This is a genomic window from Haloarchaeobius amylolyticus (assembly GCF_042678045.1).
GTDB classification, from domain to species: domain Archaea; phylum Halobacteriota; class Halobacteria; order Halobacteriales; family Natrialbaceae; genus Natrinema; species Natrinema amylolyticus_A.
This window is the reverse complement of record NZ_JBHUDI010000001.1, coordinates 385,987-399,521: the sequence shown is the minus strand read 5'-3', so window position 1 is coordinate 399,521 and position 13,535 is coordinate 385,987. Positions and strand designations below refer to the sequence as shown.

The 13,535-nt window shown below is 63.1% G+C and carries 17 protein-coding genes; 7 read left to right on the top strand and 10 right to left on the bottom strand.

All coding sequences use genetic code 11. The features are described 5' to 3' along the window. Position 1: 1 nt before the first annotated feature. Positions 2-151 carry a DUF7512 family protein gene (locus ACFR99_RS02015; protein WP_390283881.1) on the bottom strand — a complete coding sequence of 50 codons (150 nt, stop codon included), beginning with the start codon at positions 149-151 and terminating at the stop codon, positions 2-4. Between the two features lie 370 nt (positions 152-521). On the opposite strand from ACFR99_RS02015, the gene ACFR99_RS02010 reads away from it, so the two are divergent. Next, complete coding sequence (locus ACFR99_RS02010; protein ID WP_390283879.1) at positions 522-1,373, top strand: universal stress protein; 852 nt, start codon at positions 522-524, stop codon at positions 1,371-1,373. 186 nt (positions 1,374-1,559) lie between these two features. Continuing rightward, positions 1,560-1,907, top strand: coding sequence for a 2Fe-2S iron-sulfur cluster-binding protein (locus ACFR99_RS02005; protein WP_390283877.1), 348 nt, complete (start codon positions 1,560-1,562; stop codon positions 1,905-1,907). A gap of 214 nt (positions 1,908-2,121) precedes the next feature. Here the strand turns inward: ACFR99_RS02005 and ACFR99_RS02000 are convergent, their stop codons facing one another. From ACFR99_RS02000 to ACFR99_RS01985, 4 genes are read right to left on the bottom strand one after another with little or no spacing between them, the layout of a single operon-like run. Further along, positions 2,122-3,303, bottom strand: coding sequence for an inorganic phosphate transporter (locus ACFR99_RS02000; protein WP_390283875.1), 1,182 nt, complete (start codon positions 3,301-3,303; stop codon positions 2,122-2,124). Positions 3,304-3,324: 21 nt separating this feature from the next. Further along, positions 3,325-3,783, bottom strand: a complete 459-nt coding sequence (locus tag ACFR99_RS01995; protein WP_390283873.1) for a YeeE/YedE family protein — start codon at positions 3,781-3,783, stop codon at positions 3,325-3,327. After that, positions 3,783-4,274 (bottom strand): YeeE/YedE family protein, encoded by a 492-nt coding sequence (locus ACFR99_RS01990; protein WP_390283871.1) that lies wholly within the window; start codon positions 4,272-4,274, stop codon positions 3,783-3,785. Before ACFR99_RS01990 ends, ACFR99_RS01995 begins: the two co-directional genes overlap by 1 nt. An 8-nt stretch (positions 4,275-4,282) precedes the next feature. Next, the gene (locus ACFR99_RS01985; protein WP_390283869.1) at positions 4,283-5,476 is read right to left on the bottom strand and encodes an MBL fold metallo-hydrolase; all 1,194 of its coding nucleotides are present in this window, start codon (positions 5,474-5,476) and stop codon (positions 4,283-4,285) included. A gap of 246 nt (positions 5,477-5,722) precedes the next feature. Between ACFR99_RS01985 and ACFR99_RS01980 the strand changes: the two genes are divergently transcribed. Genes ACFR99_RS01980 through ACFR99_RS01970 form a run of 3 tightly spaced genes read left to right on the top strand, consistent with a single transcriptional unit; the run spans position 5,723 to position 6,837 of the window. Further along, complete coding sequence (locus ACFR99_RS01980) at positions 5,723-5,968, top strand: sulfurtransferase TusA family protein (protein ID WP_390283867.1); 246 nt, start codon at positions 5,723-5,725, stop codon at positions 5,966-5,968. A gap of 1 nt (position 5,969) precedes the next feature. Then, entirely contained in the window at positions 5,970-6,551 is a 582-nt protein-coding gene (locus ACFR99_RS01975) for a DsrE/DsrF/DrsH-like family protein (RefSeq protein WP_390283865.1), read from the top strand. A gap of 40 nt (positions 6,552-6,591) precedes the next feature. Continuing rightward, positions 6,592-6,837 (top strand): HalOD1 output domain-containing protein, encoded by a 246-nt coding sequence (locus ACFR99_RS01970; RefSeq protein ID WP_390283863.1) that lies wholly within the window; start codon positions 6,592-6,594, stop codon positions 6,835-6,837. Here ACFR99_RS01970 and ACFR99_RS01965 read toward each other — a convergent pair whose 3' ends face one another. The 4 genes from ACFR99_RS01965 to ACFR99_RS01950 all read right to left on the bottom strand — a co-directional run bounded on the left by ACFR99_RS01965 (position 6,838) and on the right by ACFR99_RS01950 (position 10,829). Beyond that, positions 6,838-7,971: an aminotransferase class V-fold PLP-dependent enzyme gene (locus ACFR99_RS01965; RefSeq protein WP_390283861.1), complete on the bottom strand. Its 1,134-nt coding sequence runs from the start codon at positions 7,969-7,971 to the stop codon at positions 6,838-6,840. Positions 7,972-8,167: 196 nt separating this feature from the next. After that, the gene (locus tag ACFR99_RS01960; RefSeq protein ID WP_390283859.1) at positions 8,168-8,386 is read right to left on the bottom strand and encodes a YgaP family membrane protein; all 219 of its coding nucleotides are present in this window, start codon (positions 8,384-8,386) and stop codon (positions 8,168-8,170) included. Between the two features lie 120 nt (positions 8,387-8,506). Beyond that, positions 8,507-9,853: an FAD-dependent oxidoreductase gene (locus tag ACFR99_RS01955; RefSeq protein WP_390283857.1), complete on the bottom strand. Its 1,347-nt coding sequence runs from the start codon at positions 9,851-9,853 to the stop codon at positions 8,507-8,509. A gap of 307 nt (positions 9,854-10,160) precedes the next feature. Continuing rightward, positions 10,161-10,829 (bottom strand): DUF6517 family protein, encoded by a 669-nt coding sequence (locus tag ACFR99_RS01950; RefSeq protein ID WP_390283855.1) that lies wholly within the window; start codon positions 10,827-10,829, stop codon positions 10,161-10,163. Between the two features lie 304 nt (positions 10,830-11,133). On the opposite strand from ACFR99_RS01950, the gene ACFR99_RS01945 reads away from it, so the two are divergent. Together ACFR99_RS01945 and ACFR99_RS01940 are read left to right on the top strand one after the other, a co-directional pair. Beyond that, positions 11,134-12,255, top strand: a complete 1,122-nt coding sequence (locus tag ACFR99_RS01945) for a pyridoxal phosphate-dependent aminotransferase (protein ID WP_390283853.1) — start codon at positions 11,134-11,136, stop codon at positions 12,253-12,255. Between the two features lie 217 nt (positions 12,256-12,472). After that, positions 12,473-12,808, top strand: a complete 336-nt coding sequence (locus tag ACFR99_RS01940; protein ID WP_390283851.1) for a DUF7344 domain-containing protein — start codon at positions 12,473-12,475, stop codon at positions 12,806-12,808. Between the two features lie 102 nt (positions 12,809-12,910). Here ACFR99_RS01940 and ACFR99_RS01935 read toward each other — a convergent pair whose 3' ends face one another. Further along, complete coding sequence (locus ACFR99_RS01935) at positions 12,911-13,471, bottom strand: type 1 glutamine amidotransferase domain-containing protein (RefSeq protein ID WP_390283849.1); 561 nt, start codon at positions 13,469-13,471, stop codon at positions 12,911-12,913. Between the last annotated feature and the right edge of the window lie 64 nt (positions 13,472-13,535).

Genomic DNA, 13,535 nt, shown 5'->3' with positions numbered 1-13,535 from the left:
GTTAGACGTTCTTGATCCGTTCGACTAGCGATTCTCCGAGCATCTGTTCTGCTGCGCCGTAGCCGATGTACAGGACGATGGCCTCGAGGAGGACGATCCCGATGAGTAGGCCGGCATCGACCGATGCGGCGAGACTGCCGCCCCCGATCATCGATTCTCACCAACCATCGTGTACAGTTGTGTGCGTATCATGGCTTTCTCTTCAACCGTCCCTAATCGGATGGCGGTATTAACAGTTTTGGATATGGTGCACAATATTACTGCAACTGATCACACGGCTATCCAACCGAAATATATGCATACGTTATGGAGATATACTGATGCGGAGCAGTTCACCGTATGACCGCGATTGACCGCCTCCAATCGGTCGCGCGCGGATTTTATCGCGCTGGAGAAATTCAAATATCGGTGACGATTGATAGCGAATATGAGCTGCTATCGATCCGAATTGGGTTCTGCTGATGTTCAGCAGCTTGGAACGATACGAACAATATTATGGATCGATGCCCTCCGTTCGAGATATGCGAGCACTCTTCGCAACCGATCTATCGGCAGCCAGTGAAGCGGCGATCCAGAACGAAACCAGTCTCGAGACGCTCCAGCAGATCGGCGTCGACACGATCGATCTCGTCACCGTCGTCCCCTCGAACGTCCACGCAGGGATGCCGGGGATGGATCTCGAGGGCCGTCGCGAGCGTGCGCTCGATCGATACCAGTCGGTGATGGAAGACGCCGGCTTCGAGGTCGACACGCACGTCGTCCGTGGGACACCCCATCGCCGCATCAACGGGATCGCCGGCACTATCGGAGCCGATCTGACGGTCGTCGGCTCACGCGGGAAGAGCCCACTCGAGAACCGCGTCATCGGATCGACAGCACGGAACCTCTCGCGGACGACCGTGGTGCCGCTGCTCATTACGCGGATCGAACGCGAGACCGCCGAGCCCGAGGTTCGCCGCGAACAGCTCTTCCAGCGCATGCTCTATGCGACCGACTTCTCCGAAAACGCCGAGCGCGCGTTCGAGGCGTTCTCGACGCTTCGTCACGCGACCGAGTCGGCGCGGCTCGTCCACGTCGAGTCGCCGAAAGACGCCGGTGCGACGGGAGATGAGGGCGACGACCCGGCCACGCGGCTGGAGGAGCTCACAGCCCAGCTCGAGGAGTGGGACATCGAAACAGAGATCGACGTTCGGCAGGGCGATCCGGCCGATGAGATCCTCGCGGCCGAAGACGAGTTCGACGCGACGACGACCCTGCTCGGCTCTCGTGGCCGGAGCCGTCTCCGGCGGCTGTTGCTCGGGAGCGTCTCCGAGACGGTCATCGCGCGCGCGGCGGGGAACGTTTACCTCGTGCCACCGTCGCGGTCGGCGTAACGGTAGCTATCGGAGCCACTGACCGCCACTTCACACCCGATCGCACGACGGAAGTGAGAACCGCGGACTGTGCGATCGGTGTGTGAACCGTTTCAGTTGGTACTGTAGCCGCGGCAGACTCTGTGTCGGGGGCTTACCGCTGGCGTCCCCGGTAGAATCACGTGGTGTGAGAACGTACCGAAATCTATGGCTGAGGGAATTCCGGTGCGGGTCATCACCGGAAGCGGGGAAACCACTATTCAGGTCGAACCCGGTGCAAACCTCCGAGATTCGTTGCTCGACCACGACTTGCCGGTCTATGGCACACTTTCCCAGTATGCAAACTGCGGTGGGCGGGGTTTGTGTTCGACCTGTACCGTCGAAGTCGATCCCGCGCCAGAGCCAACCCACTGGCACGATGCCGCAGCAGTTCGGTTCGGCTATCCGCGACTCTCCTGTTGCATCACGGTTGAGCAGCCGATGACGGTCAGGCTCCTAGACAAGCACGTCTGGGGCCAAGTCTTTCCGCGTCAGATGTCTCCGGACGAACCCTGACCCGTGGTCCCTGGACTGACTACCCGCTGCTGAAGGCGCAAAGACAAGCGCTGCATACGCACATTGCATTCAGCATTGGGCCTACCAAAATTATCGACGGCTGACAAAACCGCCAGCGTTAGAGACGTATCTGGAGTTACCGAACCGAATGTTTCGAACCGATCACAAGTCGTATCGCGATTACCAGCGACGCGTGTACAAAAGGTGGTCCCAGTTACACCATCGGAAACACGAGGACAGCGCCATAGCCGAGCACGAACGCGAGGACGAACGACGCGATCCACGCGCCGATCGTCAGCAGGATCTTCCGCGGGCTAATCGCGTCCCTGCCGCCGACCGCTGCACCGCTGCCGATGATTGCGCTGACGACGATTTCGTTGAACGAGACGGGCACACCTAGCAGGATCGCAAGTTGGGCGATGAGAAACGACGGGACGAGCGCCGCGATCGAGCGACGCGGCCCCAGCGACGAGTAGTCCTGTGCGAGCGACTTGATCATGCGTGGCGCACCGGTCCACGAGCCGACAAGGATCCCAGCTCCGCCACCGACGAGAATGGCTACCGTCGAGACGGCCTCGAGGCCGTCGAGCAAGGGCAGTAACGGCCCGACAGCGAGTCCGACCTGACTGCCGCCAGCCGAGAACGCGACGAGCGATCCGAGCGCCAGCAACACTCGCCTGAGCCCGCCGGTCATGTCTCGCTGGACGTCCCAGTAGACGAGCGCTGCAACCGCGAGCGCCACTGCAAGCGAGACGCCGATCGTGGCACTGACGGACTCGAGCCCGACGAGTTCCTGGAGGGAACCGGAAACGGTGCCGGCCGAGTCGGCGGGGCCGAGAAACGAGAACTCGACGTTCGCGAGGACGCCACCGACGAGGCCCGCGAGCAGTGCGATGCTGAACCGTTCCGGCACGTCGGCCCGGGGGAGCACGCTCGCGATCCCGTACGCCGTGAAGCCGCCGACGAACGGTGTCAGCACCCAGACGGTCCCGATCTGCTGGTACTTCGACCAGACCGGCGTCCCGCCGAGTGCGAGCCCGACGCCGATGACAGCGCCAGTGACAGTAAACGCCGTCGCGATCGGGTAGCCAGTCCGAATGCCGACGGCCATCAGGCCAGCACCGATCAGTAAGACGGTGATAACGCCGACGGCCGGGAGACTCACGCCGCCGACCAGTCCGCGACCGATCGCCTCCGAAACGTTCGCCCCCTGGGTAACGGCCCCGGCGAAGCCGAAGATCCCGACGACGAACGCAGCCCGCATCGTCGAGATGGCGTTGGCACCGACCGCGGGCGCAAACGGTGTCGCGCCGCTCGAGCCGGCACCGATGACCCATGCCATAAACAGACTCGCGAACCCGGCGGTGACGAACAGCAAAACGAGAGTGAGTTCCATTAGCGGATCAAAAAGAGCGGCTTAGTCCGCACCCGCAGTCACGGAGTCAGCACTGGCGGTACGGCTGCGCCACCGGCCCTGGAGGTACGCGCCGAGGAACATCCCGGCGAGTGCCCAGAGGATGGTGACGTTGCCGATACCGAGGCTGGCGTAGGCGGCACCCGGACAGATACCCGAGAGCCCCCAGCCGACGCCGAAGATCGCACCGCCGATCAGGACGTTGCGATCGAACGGCTTCAGCCGGCGTTCGAACTGGTCGCCGGTCAGCGGTGCCCGACCGAGCAGCCGCGGGGCGAGGAAGAACGTCACGCCCGTGACGATCGCAGCGCCGAACATCACGAACACCAGCCCAAAGTCCTCGAACTGGAGGAAGTTCAGCACCACTTCCGGACGGGCCATGTGGCTGTATCCGAGCCCGAAACCGAAGATCAGGCCGCCGACCAGGATCAGCGGCATGAAGAGGGGATGACGGTCCGACATTACGGACTCACCCCCAGTGCGGCGACGATCTGTGCAGTCAAGATTGCGACGATCATGAACGTAATCACACCCGTGATCGAGGTCTTCGATGCGGAGCCGACGCCACAGACGCCGTGTCCGGACGTACAGCCCTTGCCGATACGCGTCCCGACGCCGACGAAGACGCCGCCGATGAGCAGCCGCCACCACTGGACATCAGTGGTCCACGCACCGCCCTGGAAGGCGACCGCATACACCGCGGCACCTAGAATGATACCGAGCGTGAACACGAGCCGCCAGTCACGGGACGAGACGTACCGCTGGAAGCGGGACTGTCCGGAGACGTACGACAGCGTCGACTCGAGGAACGTACTCGCACCGGCGGGGATGCCGGTCCCGAGATAGATTACGACCGTCCCGAGACCGACGAGGAGCCCGCCGATGGCGTAGCGACTGATCCCGTTGGGGAACAGCTCGGCGGCCAGCTGTAGGGGGACTGGATCAGCTACCATATATATTATTAGTCACCCGCGAGCGATTCCTGGCTGGCAGCACAGTTATTCGGGCCGAGCTCGAGTTCGAATGCTTCGTCGTCGTCGGCTTCCTGCTGGCCGAGGTTGGTGGGGATGATGTCCTCGTAGTTGGCCGGCCGTGGGGGCATGTCCGAGAGGATGAGCTCGACGAAGTCGTCTTCGTCCATGGTGAGCGCATCCATCTCCTCGACGAGCTGGCCGATCGGTGCCGTGTAGGTGCCGTCGGCGGCAGGTTCGGCGGCGTCGCTGAAATGAGCGCCACCGATGAGGGTGTCGTCTGGCAGCGTGAGCACGCGCTCCTGCAGGCTCTCGTAGAGTTGGGCTGCGGCCTCGGGTGCGCCGTCGTCGCCCTCTTCTAAGTCGGGACGTGCGACGCTCTCGATGAAGAGGCCGTCACCGGTCGCGAGCAGCGAGTCGTCGACCAGGTACGAGGTCATCCCGGAGGTGTGTCCGGGCGTGTAAACTGTCTCGATCGTGGCGTCGCCGACCTGGAACTCGTCGCCGTCCTCGGCCAGGGTCATCTCGTCAGCGTAGGTGACTCCACGGTCGACGGATGCCTCGGGAATGACGCCCTCGACGCCGACGGCGTCGAGTGCACGCACACCCGAGATGTGGTCGGCGTGAATGTGCGTATCGATCGCGTATTTCAGGTCGACGCCGAGCTCGTCAGCGTCATTGAGATAGCGATCCGTGAAGGCTCGGAGCGGATCGATGACTGCGGCCTCGTCGCCGTCGACGACGAGGTAGCCAAGGCAACCCGAGGAGGGACGCTGGTACTGGTAGAGCGTCCCCGCGCCGTCGTAGTCGGACACTTCGACGCGCTCGTAAATCCGCGCCCAGCCGTTCATCCCGTCCTCGAGATGGTCGACATCGTACCCTTCTTCCGCGAGCGTGCCCGCGACGAACTCGCTGGCGCCACCTTTGGCACAGAGGACCGTTACCTCGCGGTCGTCGGGGATCGATGCGAGGACGTCCTCGTCGAGTTCGTCCTCGAGGAACTCGAAGTAGGGGACGTTGATCGACTCGACGTTGTCACCGTCGATGTGCCACTCCTCGTAATCCGATTGCATGCGCGCGTCGAGGAGGGTCACCTCCTCGCCCGCGTCGATGCGACTTTTCAACGTCTCCGGCGCCACCGTCTCGACATCGGCGTCCGGAGTAGGGAAGTCGTCGGCGTTCATATCGTGTACTCACGACTATCGGCCGATGCCATATAAGGGTTTGCATAGTAGTTCCCTGTTTGCACAATATTGAATGGTCTTCGATCGAAAACTACCGCCTGAAGTCAGCGAAAAGGCCGCTTCAACGGATATTTGTGCCATTTCGCGGCCAACAGTTGTTTGCTAGAGGTGCAAGAACCGATATTCTTTTAACCCCCGAACCAATATTGTGGAGTAACTCCAATACAGATCACGGAGTAATCCACCATGAGTGAAGCATTCGATATTACGGAGACGCTCGACGTGAAAGGTGCATCGTGTCCAATGCCAGTCGTCAAAACGAAGTCCGCTATCGACGACCTCGCCGAAGGCGAGATCCTCGAGGTAATCGCGACGGACTCGGGTAGCATGAGCGACCTGGACGGCTGGGCAACCGGAACAGACGGCGTCGAACTCCTCGAGCAGGTCGAGGACGGCGACGTGTACAAACACTACGTCCAGAAGACGGCATAACATGAGTACGGATACACCCTCGGCGGGAGCTGACGGCGAGCCGATGAGCGAGGAAGCCCTCCAGGCGCGGATCGAAGAGCTCGAGGAGCAAGTCGCCAGTCTCGAGACCGCGGTCGGCGACGATCAGAAGAAGATGACGATCGTCGCGACTCAGGGGACGTTCGACATGGCGTACCCACCGTTGATCCTCGCGAGCACCGCGGCCGCATTCGGCTGGGACGTCGTCGTCTTCCACACGTTCTGGGGACTCGACATCCTCCACGAGGAGAAGTCCTCGGATCTCAAACTCAGTGCGGTCGGCAACCCCAACATGCCGATGCCGAACGCCCTCGCTGCGCTCCCCGGAATGGACCGGATGGCAACGCGGATGATGGAGAAGAAGATCGACGAGAACGGCACCGCGACAATCGAGGAACTGATCGAACTGTCCCTCGACCAGGGCGTCGATCTGCAGGCCTGTCAGATGACCATCGAACTGATGGAGTACGACGAGGACGACTTCTACGACGGTGTCACCACCGGTGTCGGCGCGGCCACCGCCCTCCAGCACATGGCCGAATCGGACGTTCAGTTGCTGGTCTGAGCCCCCAGACGACGCTCCCGTTACTGCGTTCCGCCCCCCAATGACCCACTACATACCCCATCGCTCGTCGACGGTAGTACCGCGCGTCATCGAGACGGTCGCTGAAGCCGACGATGTCGATCCCGTTTCGATGGCACCACCGTTAGCGGACGTCGTCGATCCCGACGCGTTGAACGACCTGGTCGACCACGGGTCGGACGGGTCCGACCGGACGCTCGAAGTGCGCTTTCACTACCGCGGCCACGAGGTCGTCGTCACCGACGACGGTGACGTCTCCCTCGAGTGATCACCATTCTTCGTCCAGCGCCTCGAGCAGTTGATCGACCTCAGCAGCGGTGTTGACAGCGTGAACGGACGCCCGGATCGCGTCCGGTGACGGCAGTTCGCGAACGATGATTCCCGCCGCAGCCAGCCGCTCGACCGTCGCCGTCGGGTCCGCGACGTCGATCGTCACCAGGCCCGACTCCGGCGTCGACGGACTACAGAGTCGGTCGTCGGGAACGCCGTCGGCGAGCCGGCCCGCGAGACGGTAAATCCGGTCTTCAATATTGCTGATTCCGACTTCGGAGATGGCGGCGATCGCCTCGCCGAGCGCGACGTGAGGTGCTGGGTTCGCCGAGCCGACCTCGAGTCGACGCGCACCGGCCGCGTACTCGTAGGGGTCGGCGTTCGCGTCTTCGACGCTTCGATAGCCGACGGCACGGGGCTCGAGGCCCTCGGCGACGACTCGGTCGACGTATAGAAAGCCACCGCCCCAGAGTCCGAGCAGCCACTTGTGGCCCGCAGCGGCGACGGCGTCGGCCCCCCACTCCCCGACGTCCATCGGTAGCTGTCCGGGGACCTGAACCGCATCCACGAGCGCGAGCGCGCCGGCGTCGTGAGCGATGTCGACAAGCTCCGAAACCGGGAGTTGCGTCCCATGGGTCCACGTGAGCGCGCTGAAACAGGCGAGTCTGGCATCCGAAACGGCCTCGGCGAACTGTTCGATATCGATCCGTCCGGCCTCGGTTTCGACGACGCGAACCTCGACACCCTCTCGCTCGAGGCGCTGCCAGGGGAGGATGCCGGCGGGGTGCTCGAGGTCGGTACGAACGACGACGTCGCCGGGCTGCCAGTCGATCGCGTTCGCGATGGCGTTGATGCCGGCGGTCGTGCTCTCCGTGAGCGCGATCTCGTCGGGTTCGGCGCCGATGAACGACGCGACCGTCTCCCGCGTGCGGTCGAACGCCTCGAAGGCGGTCTCGTACGGATCGTCCGCGATCGGCGACTCGTACTCGTGTGTCCGAACGAACTCGTCGGCAGCGTCGACGACGTACCGCGGGCTCGGGCCGTGTGCGCCGTAGTTGAGGTAGACGCCGTCCTGCAGGGCGGGGATGTCGGTCCGGAGTTCGGTCGGTGTCATCGTCACGTTCTCAGACATCGGTCGACCTCCGTCGTCTCTGCGAGACTGTCGGACAACGAGAGACTGCACTACTCGACACTGATTCCACTGGATCGTTCGATTCCATTGAGAGCGTCTACGTAATCAGTGGACAATAATCTTGGGCTAATTATGAAATACTGGGGGCGACGACTGACGACGTGAATCGAACGGCTCAGTTCGATCCGACCGCCGGTCAGGGTGCCTTGCACGTATCGACGCCCAACAGCTGGTACAGGAGACAGAACCGGGTCAGCCCGGTCGCGAAGAAGACGACGCCGACCAGCGTCGCGATCGCGCCCACGATCGTCCCGGCAGGGAGGATATGCACAATCGACGCAATGCCGATTGCGACGAGGACCGCACCACCGACGAGCCGTACGAGCCGGTCTACCGAGCCGACATTGTTTTGCATAGTCACTGCTTTGAACAGCCCGAAGTTAAACGTTTCTTGGATTCCGACACCCTCAGAACGCTGCCGACAAGGGCCGACGGTGGCTGTCGGTCTGCGGCGGCGCGAGGCGGTCGGCTGCCGTTACTCGAGCTTCCCGGAGAGAACCTTCGCCGCCGTGAGAACCGGGTCCCAGACGGGACTAAACGGCGGTGCGTACGCCAGATCTGCGTTCTGGAGTTCGGTGACAGTCATGCCGGCGTGGAGTGCCGTCGCGACCGTGTCGATCCGTTTTGCGCCCTCGCGGCCGACGACGCTACCGCCCAGTAGCGTCCCGCTCTCTCGGTCGGCTAACAGCGTGACGGTCAGCTCCTCGCCCTCTGGGTAGTAGTGGGCACGCGTCTCGGCCGAGATCGTGACCGAGATCGGTTCGAACCCGGCCTCGCGGGCCCGTTCCTCGTCGGTCAGTCCCGTCCGGGCGGCCCCGAGTTCGAACGCCTTTACGATGGCCGTGCCCGCGATGTCGCCGGTCGGCGTCGGGTCGCCGGTAATCGTCTGGCCGATCGCTCGGCCCGCGCGGTTCGCGGTCAACGCCAGTGGGACGTGATCCGGCTCGCCGGTCACGACGTGGCGCGCCTCGGCGCAGTCGCCCGCCGCGAAGACGTTCTCGTAGTTCGTCCGGCCGTACTCGTCGGTCGCGACGGCACCGGTCGGTCCGAGTTCGATGCCGGCCGCCTCGGCGAGGTCGACGTTCGGCGCGACGCCGACGCCGACGATCACGACGTCGGCGGGGACGGTCTCCTCCTCGAGCCGAACGCCGTCGACGCGCTCGTCGCCGACGAAGCCCGAGACGGCGGTCTCGAGGTGGAGATTGACGTCCTGCTCGCGCAGATGGTCTTCGACGACCTCGGCGACGGGCTCGCCGAAGGGCTGGAGGACATGGGGCAACATCTCGTAGAGATCGACGTCGATTCCGCGGGCCGACAGCGCCTCGGCCATCTCGATCCCGACGTAGCCGCCGCCGACGATCGCGGCCGTCTCGAGGTCGCGTTCGCTGACGTACTCCTCGATGGCGTCGGCCTCGTCCATGTCGTGGATGGTGAAGACGCCCTCGAGGTCGAGCCCTTCGAAGGGGGGTTCGATCGCGCTCGCGCCGGTCGCGACGAGGAGGTCGTCATAGGGCTGCTCGTACGTTTCGGTGTCGGTCTCGACCGTCACCGTCTGTGCTTCGGGATCGATGTCGACGACTTCCGCTCCCGTCCGCAGGTCGACGTCCCGCTCGTCGCGGAACTCGTCGGCCGTTATCGTGACGAGGTCGTCCAGGTCGTCGACGTCCCCTTTGACGTAGTAGGGCATCCCGCAGGCGGCATACGAGACCCAGTCACCTTTCTCGAAGACGATCACGTCCAGGTCCGGGTTCTCGCGTTTCGCCTTGCTCGCAGCGCTCATTCCCGCCGCGTCACCGCCGATGACGACGAACGTGTCTGTCATGGTTGAGGATTGGATCGGCAGCGCCTAAACTATTTCTGGAAATTCCCAATATTGTGCAATGACGCTGACCGGCCACGATGGTAGTCCGTCAGCTCTCGGATAGCACCACGCTCGGTAGTCTCCGCACGTGTGATGGAACGACAATGAGTGTCAAATAGCTTTCCTAGGCCGGCAACCCCGGCAGTCATACGGTCTGCTGTCACGAGTTACCAATGGGACCGCAGTACGGGTCGCGGGTGCACCGGCACTGACTGACAGGAGTCCGTATCAGTCCCTGGTCGATCTCGAGTCGGAATCCCGGCTGCCGTCAGTTCGAAACCGGGTGTTCGACCGACTCCATGAGTTCCTCGGCGTTCGCCGACTCGGCCGTGAGCACCTTCGGATAGGTACCGAGCAAGACGAGCAGGTCTCCCTCGTGGTCGAACGACGTGAGCTTGAGTTCGATCTCGATCGTTTCGCCCTCGAGATCGCTTTCGCCGACGAACAGGTCGACAGTGCGGCCGTCGCTGAGGATCTCGAGTCCGAACGACTCCTCGTGCGTGAGATCGGTGATCTCGCCGTGATCGCTGGGAATCTCCGCGAGGAATCGCTCGAGGAGCTCTTCGTTCGACAACTCGCTGAGCGGGTTGAGCGAGCGGCCCGCGACTTCCATCCCGGGGATCGAGACGCCGGCGAACGCAGCCCCCTCACGTGTCTGCCCGGCGTAGTCGACGTTTTTCGTATAGATCGATTGCCAGATCGTCGCGCGGACCTCGCGTTCGACGCCGCCGGGGAGTTCGACCGTTCGCTCGATCGTCTCGTCGGAAACGTCGCTTTCCTGATAGCCGGCCGCTGCCAGTGCGTCATCGCTCGGTGCGACGCGGTCGGCATCGAACTCGAGCGGTCCGTTCCCGAACACAGCGTCGACACAGCCAGCCGTCAATGCGACCGTCCCCGTCGCCCCCGCAGCGAGCAACGATCGTCGAGAGAGAGTCATTGTCCCAGTGATTCGCTACGACTGGCATATTCCTTGTGGTGTCTTCTATCACACAGACAAGAACGTTGCAACGCGAAACAACTGATCGCAGCGGCGCGTCGGCAGTCGACCAACACGCTATCGCAGCCGATTCATACGGTCTGCTATCACTGGGTCCTGGCGTACCCGCATGACGGGTCACGGGTGCGCCGGCACTCACTGAGAGGAGTCCGTATCAGTCGTCGCCAGAGCACCAGTACTGATCGCCCCACTCGACGTTGACGAGACATCAAGAGTTATCGGGGTCGACACCCCCGGTTAAGCCATGACCGACTTCGCAGATCGAGTCGAGCAGGTGTCGATCAGCGGCATTCGCAAAGTGTTCGAGGCCGCCGGCGAGGACGCGATCAATCTCGGCCTCGGCCAGCCGGACTTCCCGACGCCGGCCCACGCTCGCCGCGGGGCGATCGAGGCGATCGAATCCGGACGGGCCGACGCCTACACATCGAACAAGGGCACGCGACAGCTCCGGGAGGCGATCGCGGCGAAGTACGACCGCGACTACGGCCTCGAGATCGACCCCAACGACGTGATCGCGACCGCGGGCGGCAGCGAGGCGCTCCATATTACGCTGCAGGCCCACGTCGATCCCGGCGAGGAAGTGATCTTCCCCGATCCCGGCTTCGTCTCCTACGACGCCCTGACCCACATCGCCGACGGCACGCCGAAGCCGGTCGGACTGCGCGACGACCTCACCCTCGATCCCGCGACGGTCGAAGCGGCGATCACCGACGAGACGGCGGCCTTCGTCGTCAACAGCCCCGCGAATCCGACGGGAGCCGTCCAGAGCGAGGACGACATGCGCGAGTTCGCCCGCATCGCCGACGAACACGACGTGCTCTGTATCTCCGACGAGGTCTACGAACACATCGTCTTCGACGGCGAACACCACTCGCCGTTGAAATTCGCCGAGACGGACAACGTCGTCACGATCAGCGCCTGCTCGAAGACGTACTCGATGACCGGCTGGCGGCTCGGCTGGGTCGTCGCTTCCAATCGTCGCATCGAGCGCATGCTCCGGGTCCACCAGTACGGCCAGGCCTGTGCCTCCGCGCCGGCCCAGTACGCCGCCGAAGCCGCCCTGACGGGGCCCCAGGAGCCGGTTCAGGAGATGGTCGAAACCTTCGAGCAACGCCGCGATCTCGTGCTGGATGGGCTCACAGACGCCGGTCTCGAGGTGCCCACTCCGGAAGGGGCCTTCTATGCGATGCCGAAGGTGCCCGAAGGCTGGTGTGAGGAAGTGCTCGATCGGGGCGTCGTCGTCGTCCCTGGCGACGCTTTCGGCGCGAACGGCGCGGGCTACGCGCGACTCTCCTATGCGACCGGGACTGAGGAGCTCAAAGAGGCGCTCGAGATCATCGACGACGCGACTCGAGCAGTCCGGTAGCGCTCGGTCGGCACTGCTCGAGAGTATCAGCTGAAACGGTTTACACACTGATCGCAGGGCCGTCGTGCAATCGGGCGCGCAGTGACGTTCAGTTGTAATATAAGGGTGACGTCCCGTCTCCCACACGCAGGGCGCCCAACGCGGCGGTTTAACCGATCGCCGGACAGTATGCGTATTCTGAGAGAATATCTATATGTGTTCTGAGCGAACATAATTCATGGTAACATTGGATACGATATTCGAACTGCTTGAGGACGAACGCCGACGGTACGTGCTATATTACCTGTACGAGGCGGACGGCCCGGTGGCTGTCAGAGAACTCGTCGAAACGATCGATACCTGGGAAGACGAGCCGCCATGTGACGAGCTGAGAAACAGATTCGACACTATCGCTGCCGATCTCAAACATACACATCTTCCGAAATCCGCTGAAGTCGAGTTCGTCCAGTACGATTCGGAACAGGGAGTCATCCAGATGCAGGGAACGCCGGCGACGTTCGACACCTTTGTCACGATCGCGAAATTGGTCGAAGCGTCCAAGAAGGACCGATAGCCCGTTCTCGTCTGTAAGGTCAGTGGTGGCCGTTCGAACACGAAGCGATATCATGCGAACGGATGAATGCGGGACTGAGTACCGACTGCTGTCTCGGTAGTGTTAACCCGACCCGAACTCGTCGACGATCGTCTCGCAGAACGCCTCGAGGTCGTCCGGGTTCCGGCTCGTTACCAGGCCGTCGTCGACGACGACCTCCTCGTCGACCCACTCGCCGCCGGCGTTGCGCACGTCGGTCTGAAGGCTGTGATACGAGGTCAGCGTCCGGCCGTCGACGACATCCGCCTCGATCAGCGTCCATGGTCCGTGGCAGATCACGCCCGCCGGTTTGCCGTCCGCTACGTGTTGTCGAAGGAGTTCCACGCCGTCCTCGTCGGTGCGAAGCGTGTCTGCACCGACGGTCCCACCTGGTACGATCAGTGCGTCGTAGTCATCCGCGGACACCTCGTCGAACGTCTTCTCGACCTCGTAGGCGTCGCTCTCTTCCAAGTCGTTGTTCACGGTCCGGGCCTCCCCGGTCTCGCTGCCGAGGACGTCGACGGTCGCGCCGGCGTCGGCGACGGCCGCCTTCGGTTGGGTAAACTCGACCTCTTCGCTGCCCGCTGGGGCGAGGAAGATCCCGACGACGGTGTCCGCGAGCGGCTGGCTGTCGGATTCGCTCATACCGCGAGGAGGACCGGCACGCGGACAAGGGTTGGACTTGCTGGTGCAACAACTCGCCTCGAGC

Bases quoted from the DNA above. Each gene is read 5' to 3' on its own strand.
- ACFR99_RS02015 (WP_390283881.1), bottom strand. From the start codon at position 151: ATGATCGGGGGCGGCAGTCTCGCCGCATCGGTCGATGCCGGCCTACTC.
- ACFR99_RS02010 (WP_390283879.1), top strand. From the start codon at position 522: ATGCGAGCACTCTTCGCAACCGATCTATCGGCAGCCAGTGAAGCGGCG.
- ACFR99_RS02005 (WP_390283877.1), top strand. From the start codon at position 1,560: ATGGCTGAGGGAATTCCGGTGCGGGTCATCACCGGAAGCGGGGAAACC.
- ACFR99_RS02000 (WP_390283875.1), bottom strand. From the start codon at position 3,303: ATGGAACTCACTCTCGTTTTGCTGTTCGTCACCGCCGGGTTCGCGAGT.
- ACFR99_RS01995 (WP_390283873.1), bottom strand. From the start codon at position 3,783: ATGTCGGACCGTCATCCCCTCTTCATGCCGCTGATCCTGGTCGGCGGC.
- ACFR99_RS01990 (WP_390283871.1), bottom strand. From the start codon at position 4,274: ATGGTAGCTGATCCAGTCCCCCTACAGCTGGCCGCCGAGCTGTTCCCC.
- ACFR99_RS01985 (WP_390283869.1), bottom strand. From the start codon at position 5,476: ATGAACGCCGACGACTTCCCTACTCCGGACGCCGATGTCGAGACGGTG.
- ACFR99_RS01980 (WP_390283867.1), top strand. From the start codon at position 5,723: ATGAGTGAAGCATTCGATATTACGGAGACGCTCGACGTGAAAGGTGCA.
- ACFR99_RS01975 (WP_390283865.1), top strand. From the start codon at position 5,970: ATGAGTACGGATACACCCTCGGCGGGAGCTGACGGCGAGCCGATGAGC.
- ACFR99_RS01970 (WP_390283863.1), top strand. From the start codon at position 6,592: ATGACCCACTACATACCCCATCGCTCGTCGACGGTAGTACCGCGCGTC.
- ACFR99_RS01965 (WP_390283861.1), bottom strand. From the start codon at position 7,971: ATGTCTGAGAACGTGACGATGACACCGACCGAACTCCGGACCGACATC.
- ACFR99_RS01960 (WP_390283859.1), bottom strand. From the start codon at position 8,386: ATGCAAAACAATGTCGGCTCGGTAGACCGGCTCGTACGGCTCGTCGGT.
- ACFR99_RS01955 (WP_390283857.1), bottom strand. From the start codon at position 9,853: ATGACAGACACGTTCGTCGTCATCGGCGGTGACGCGGCGGGAATGAGC.
- ACFR99_RS01950 (WP_390283855.1), bottom strand. From the start codon at position 10,829: ATGACTCTCTCTCGACGATCGTTGCTCGCTGCGGGGGCGACGGGGACG.
- ACFR99_RS01945 (WP_390283853.1), top strand. From the start codon at position 11,134: ATGACCGACTTCGCAGATCGAGTCGAGCAGGTGTCGATCAGCGGCATT.
- ACFR99_RS01940 (WP_390283851.1), top strand. From the start codon at position 12,473: ATGGTAACATTGGATACGATATTCGAACTGCTTGAGGACGAACGCCGA.
- ACFR99_RS01935 (WP_390283849.1), bottom strand. From the start codon at position 13,471: ATGAGCGAATCCGACAGCCAGCCGCTCGCGGACACCGTCGTCGGGATC.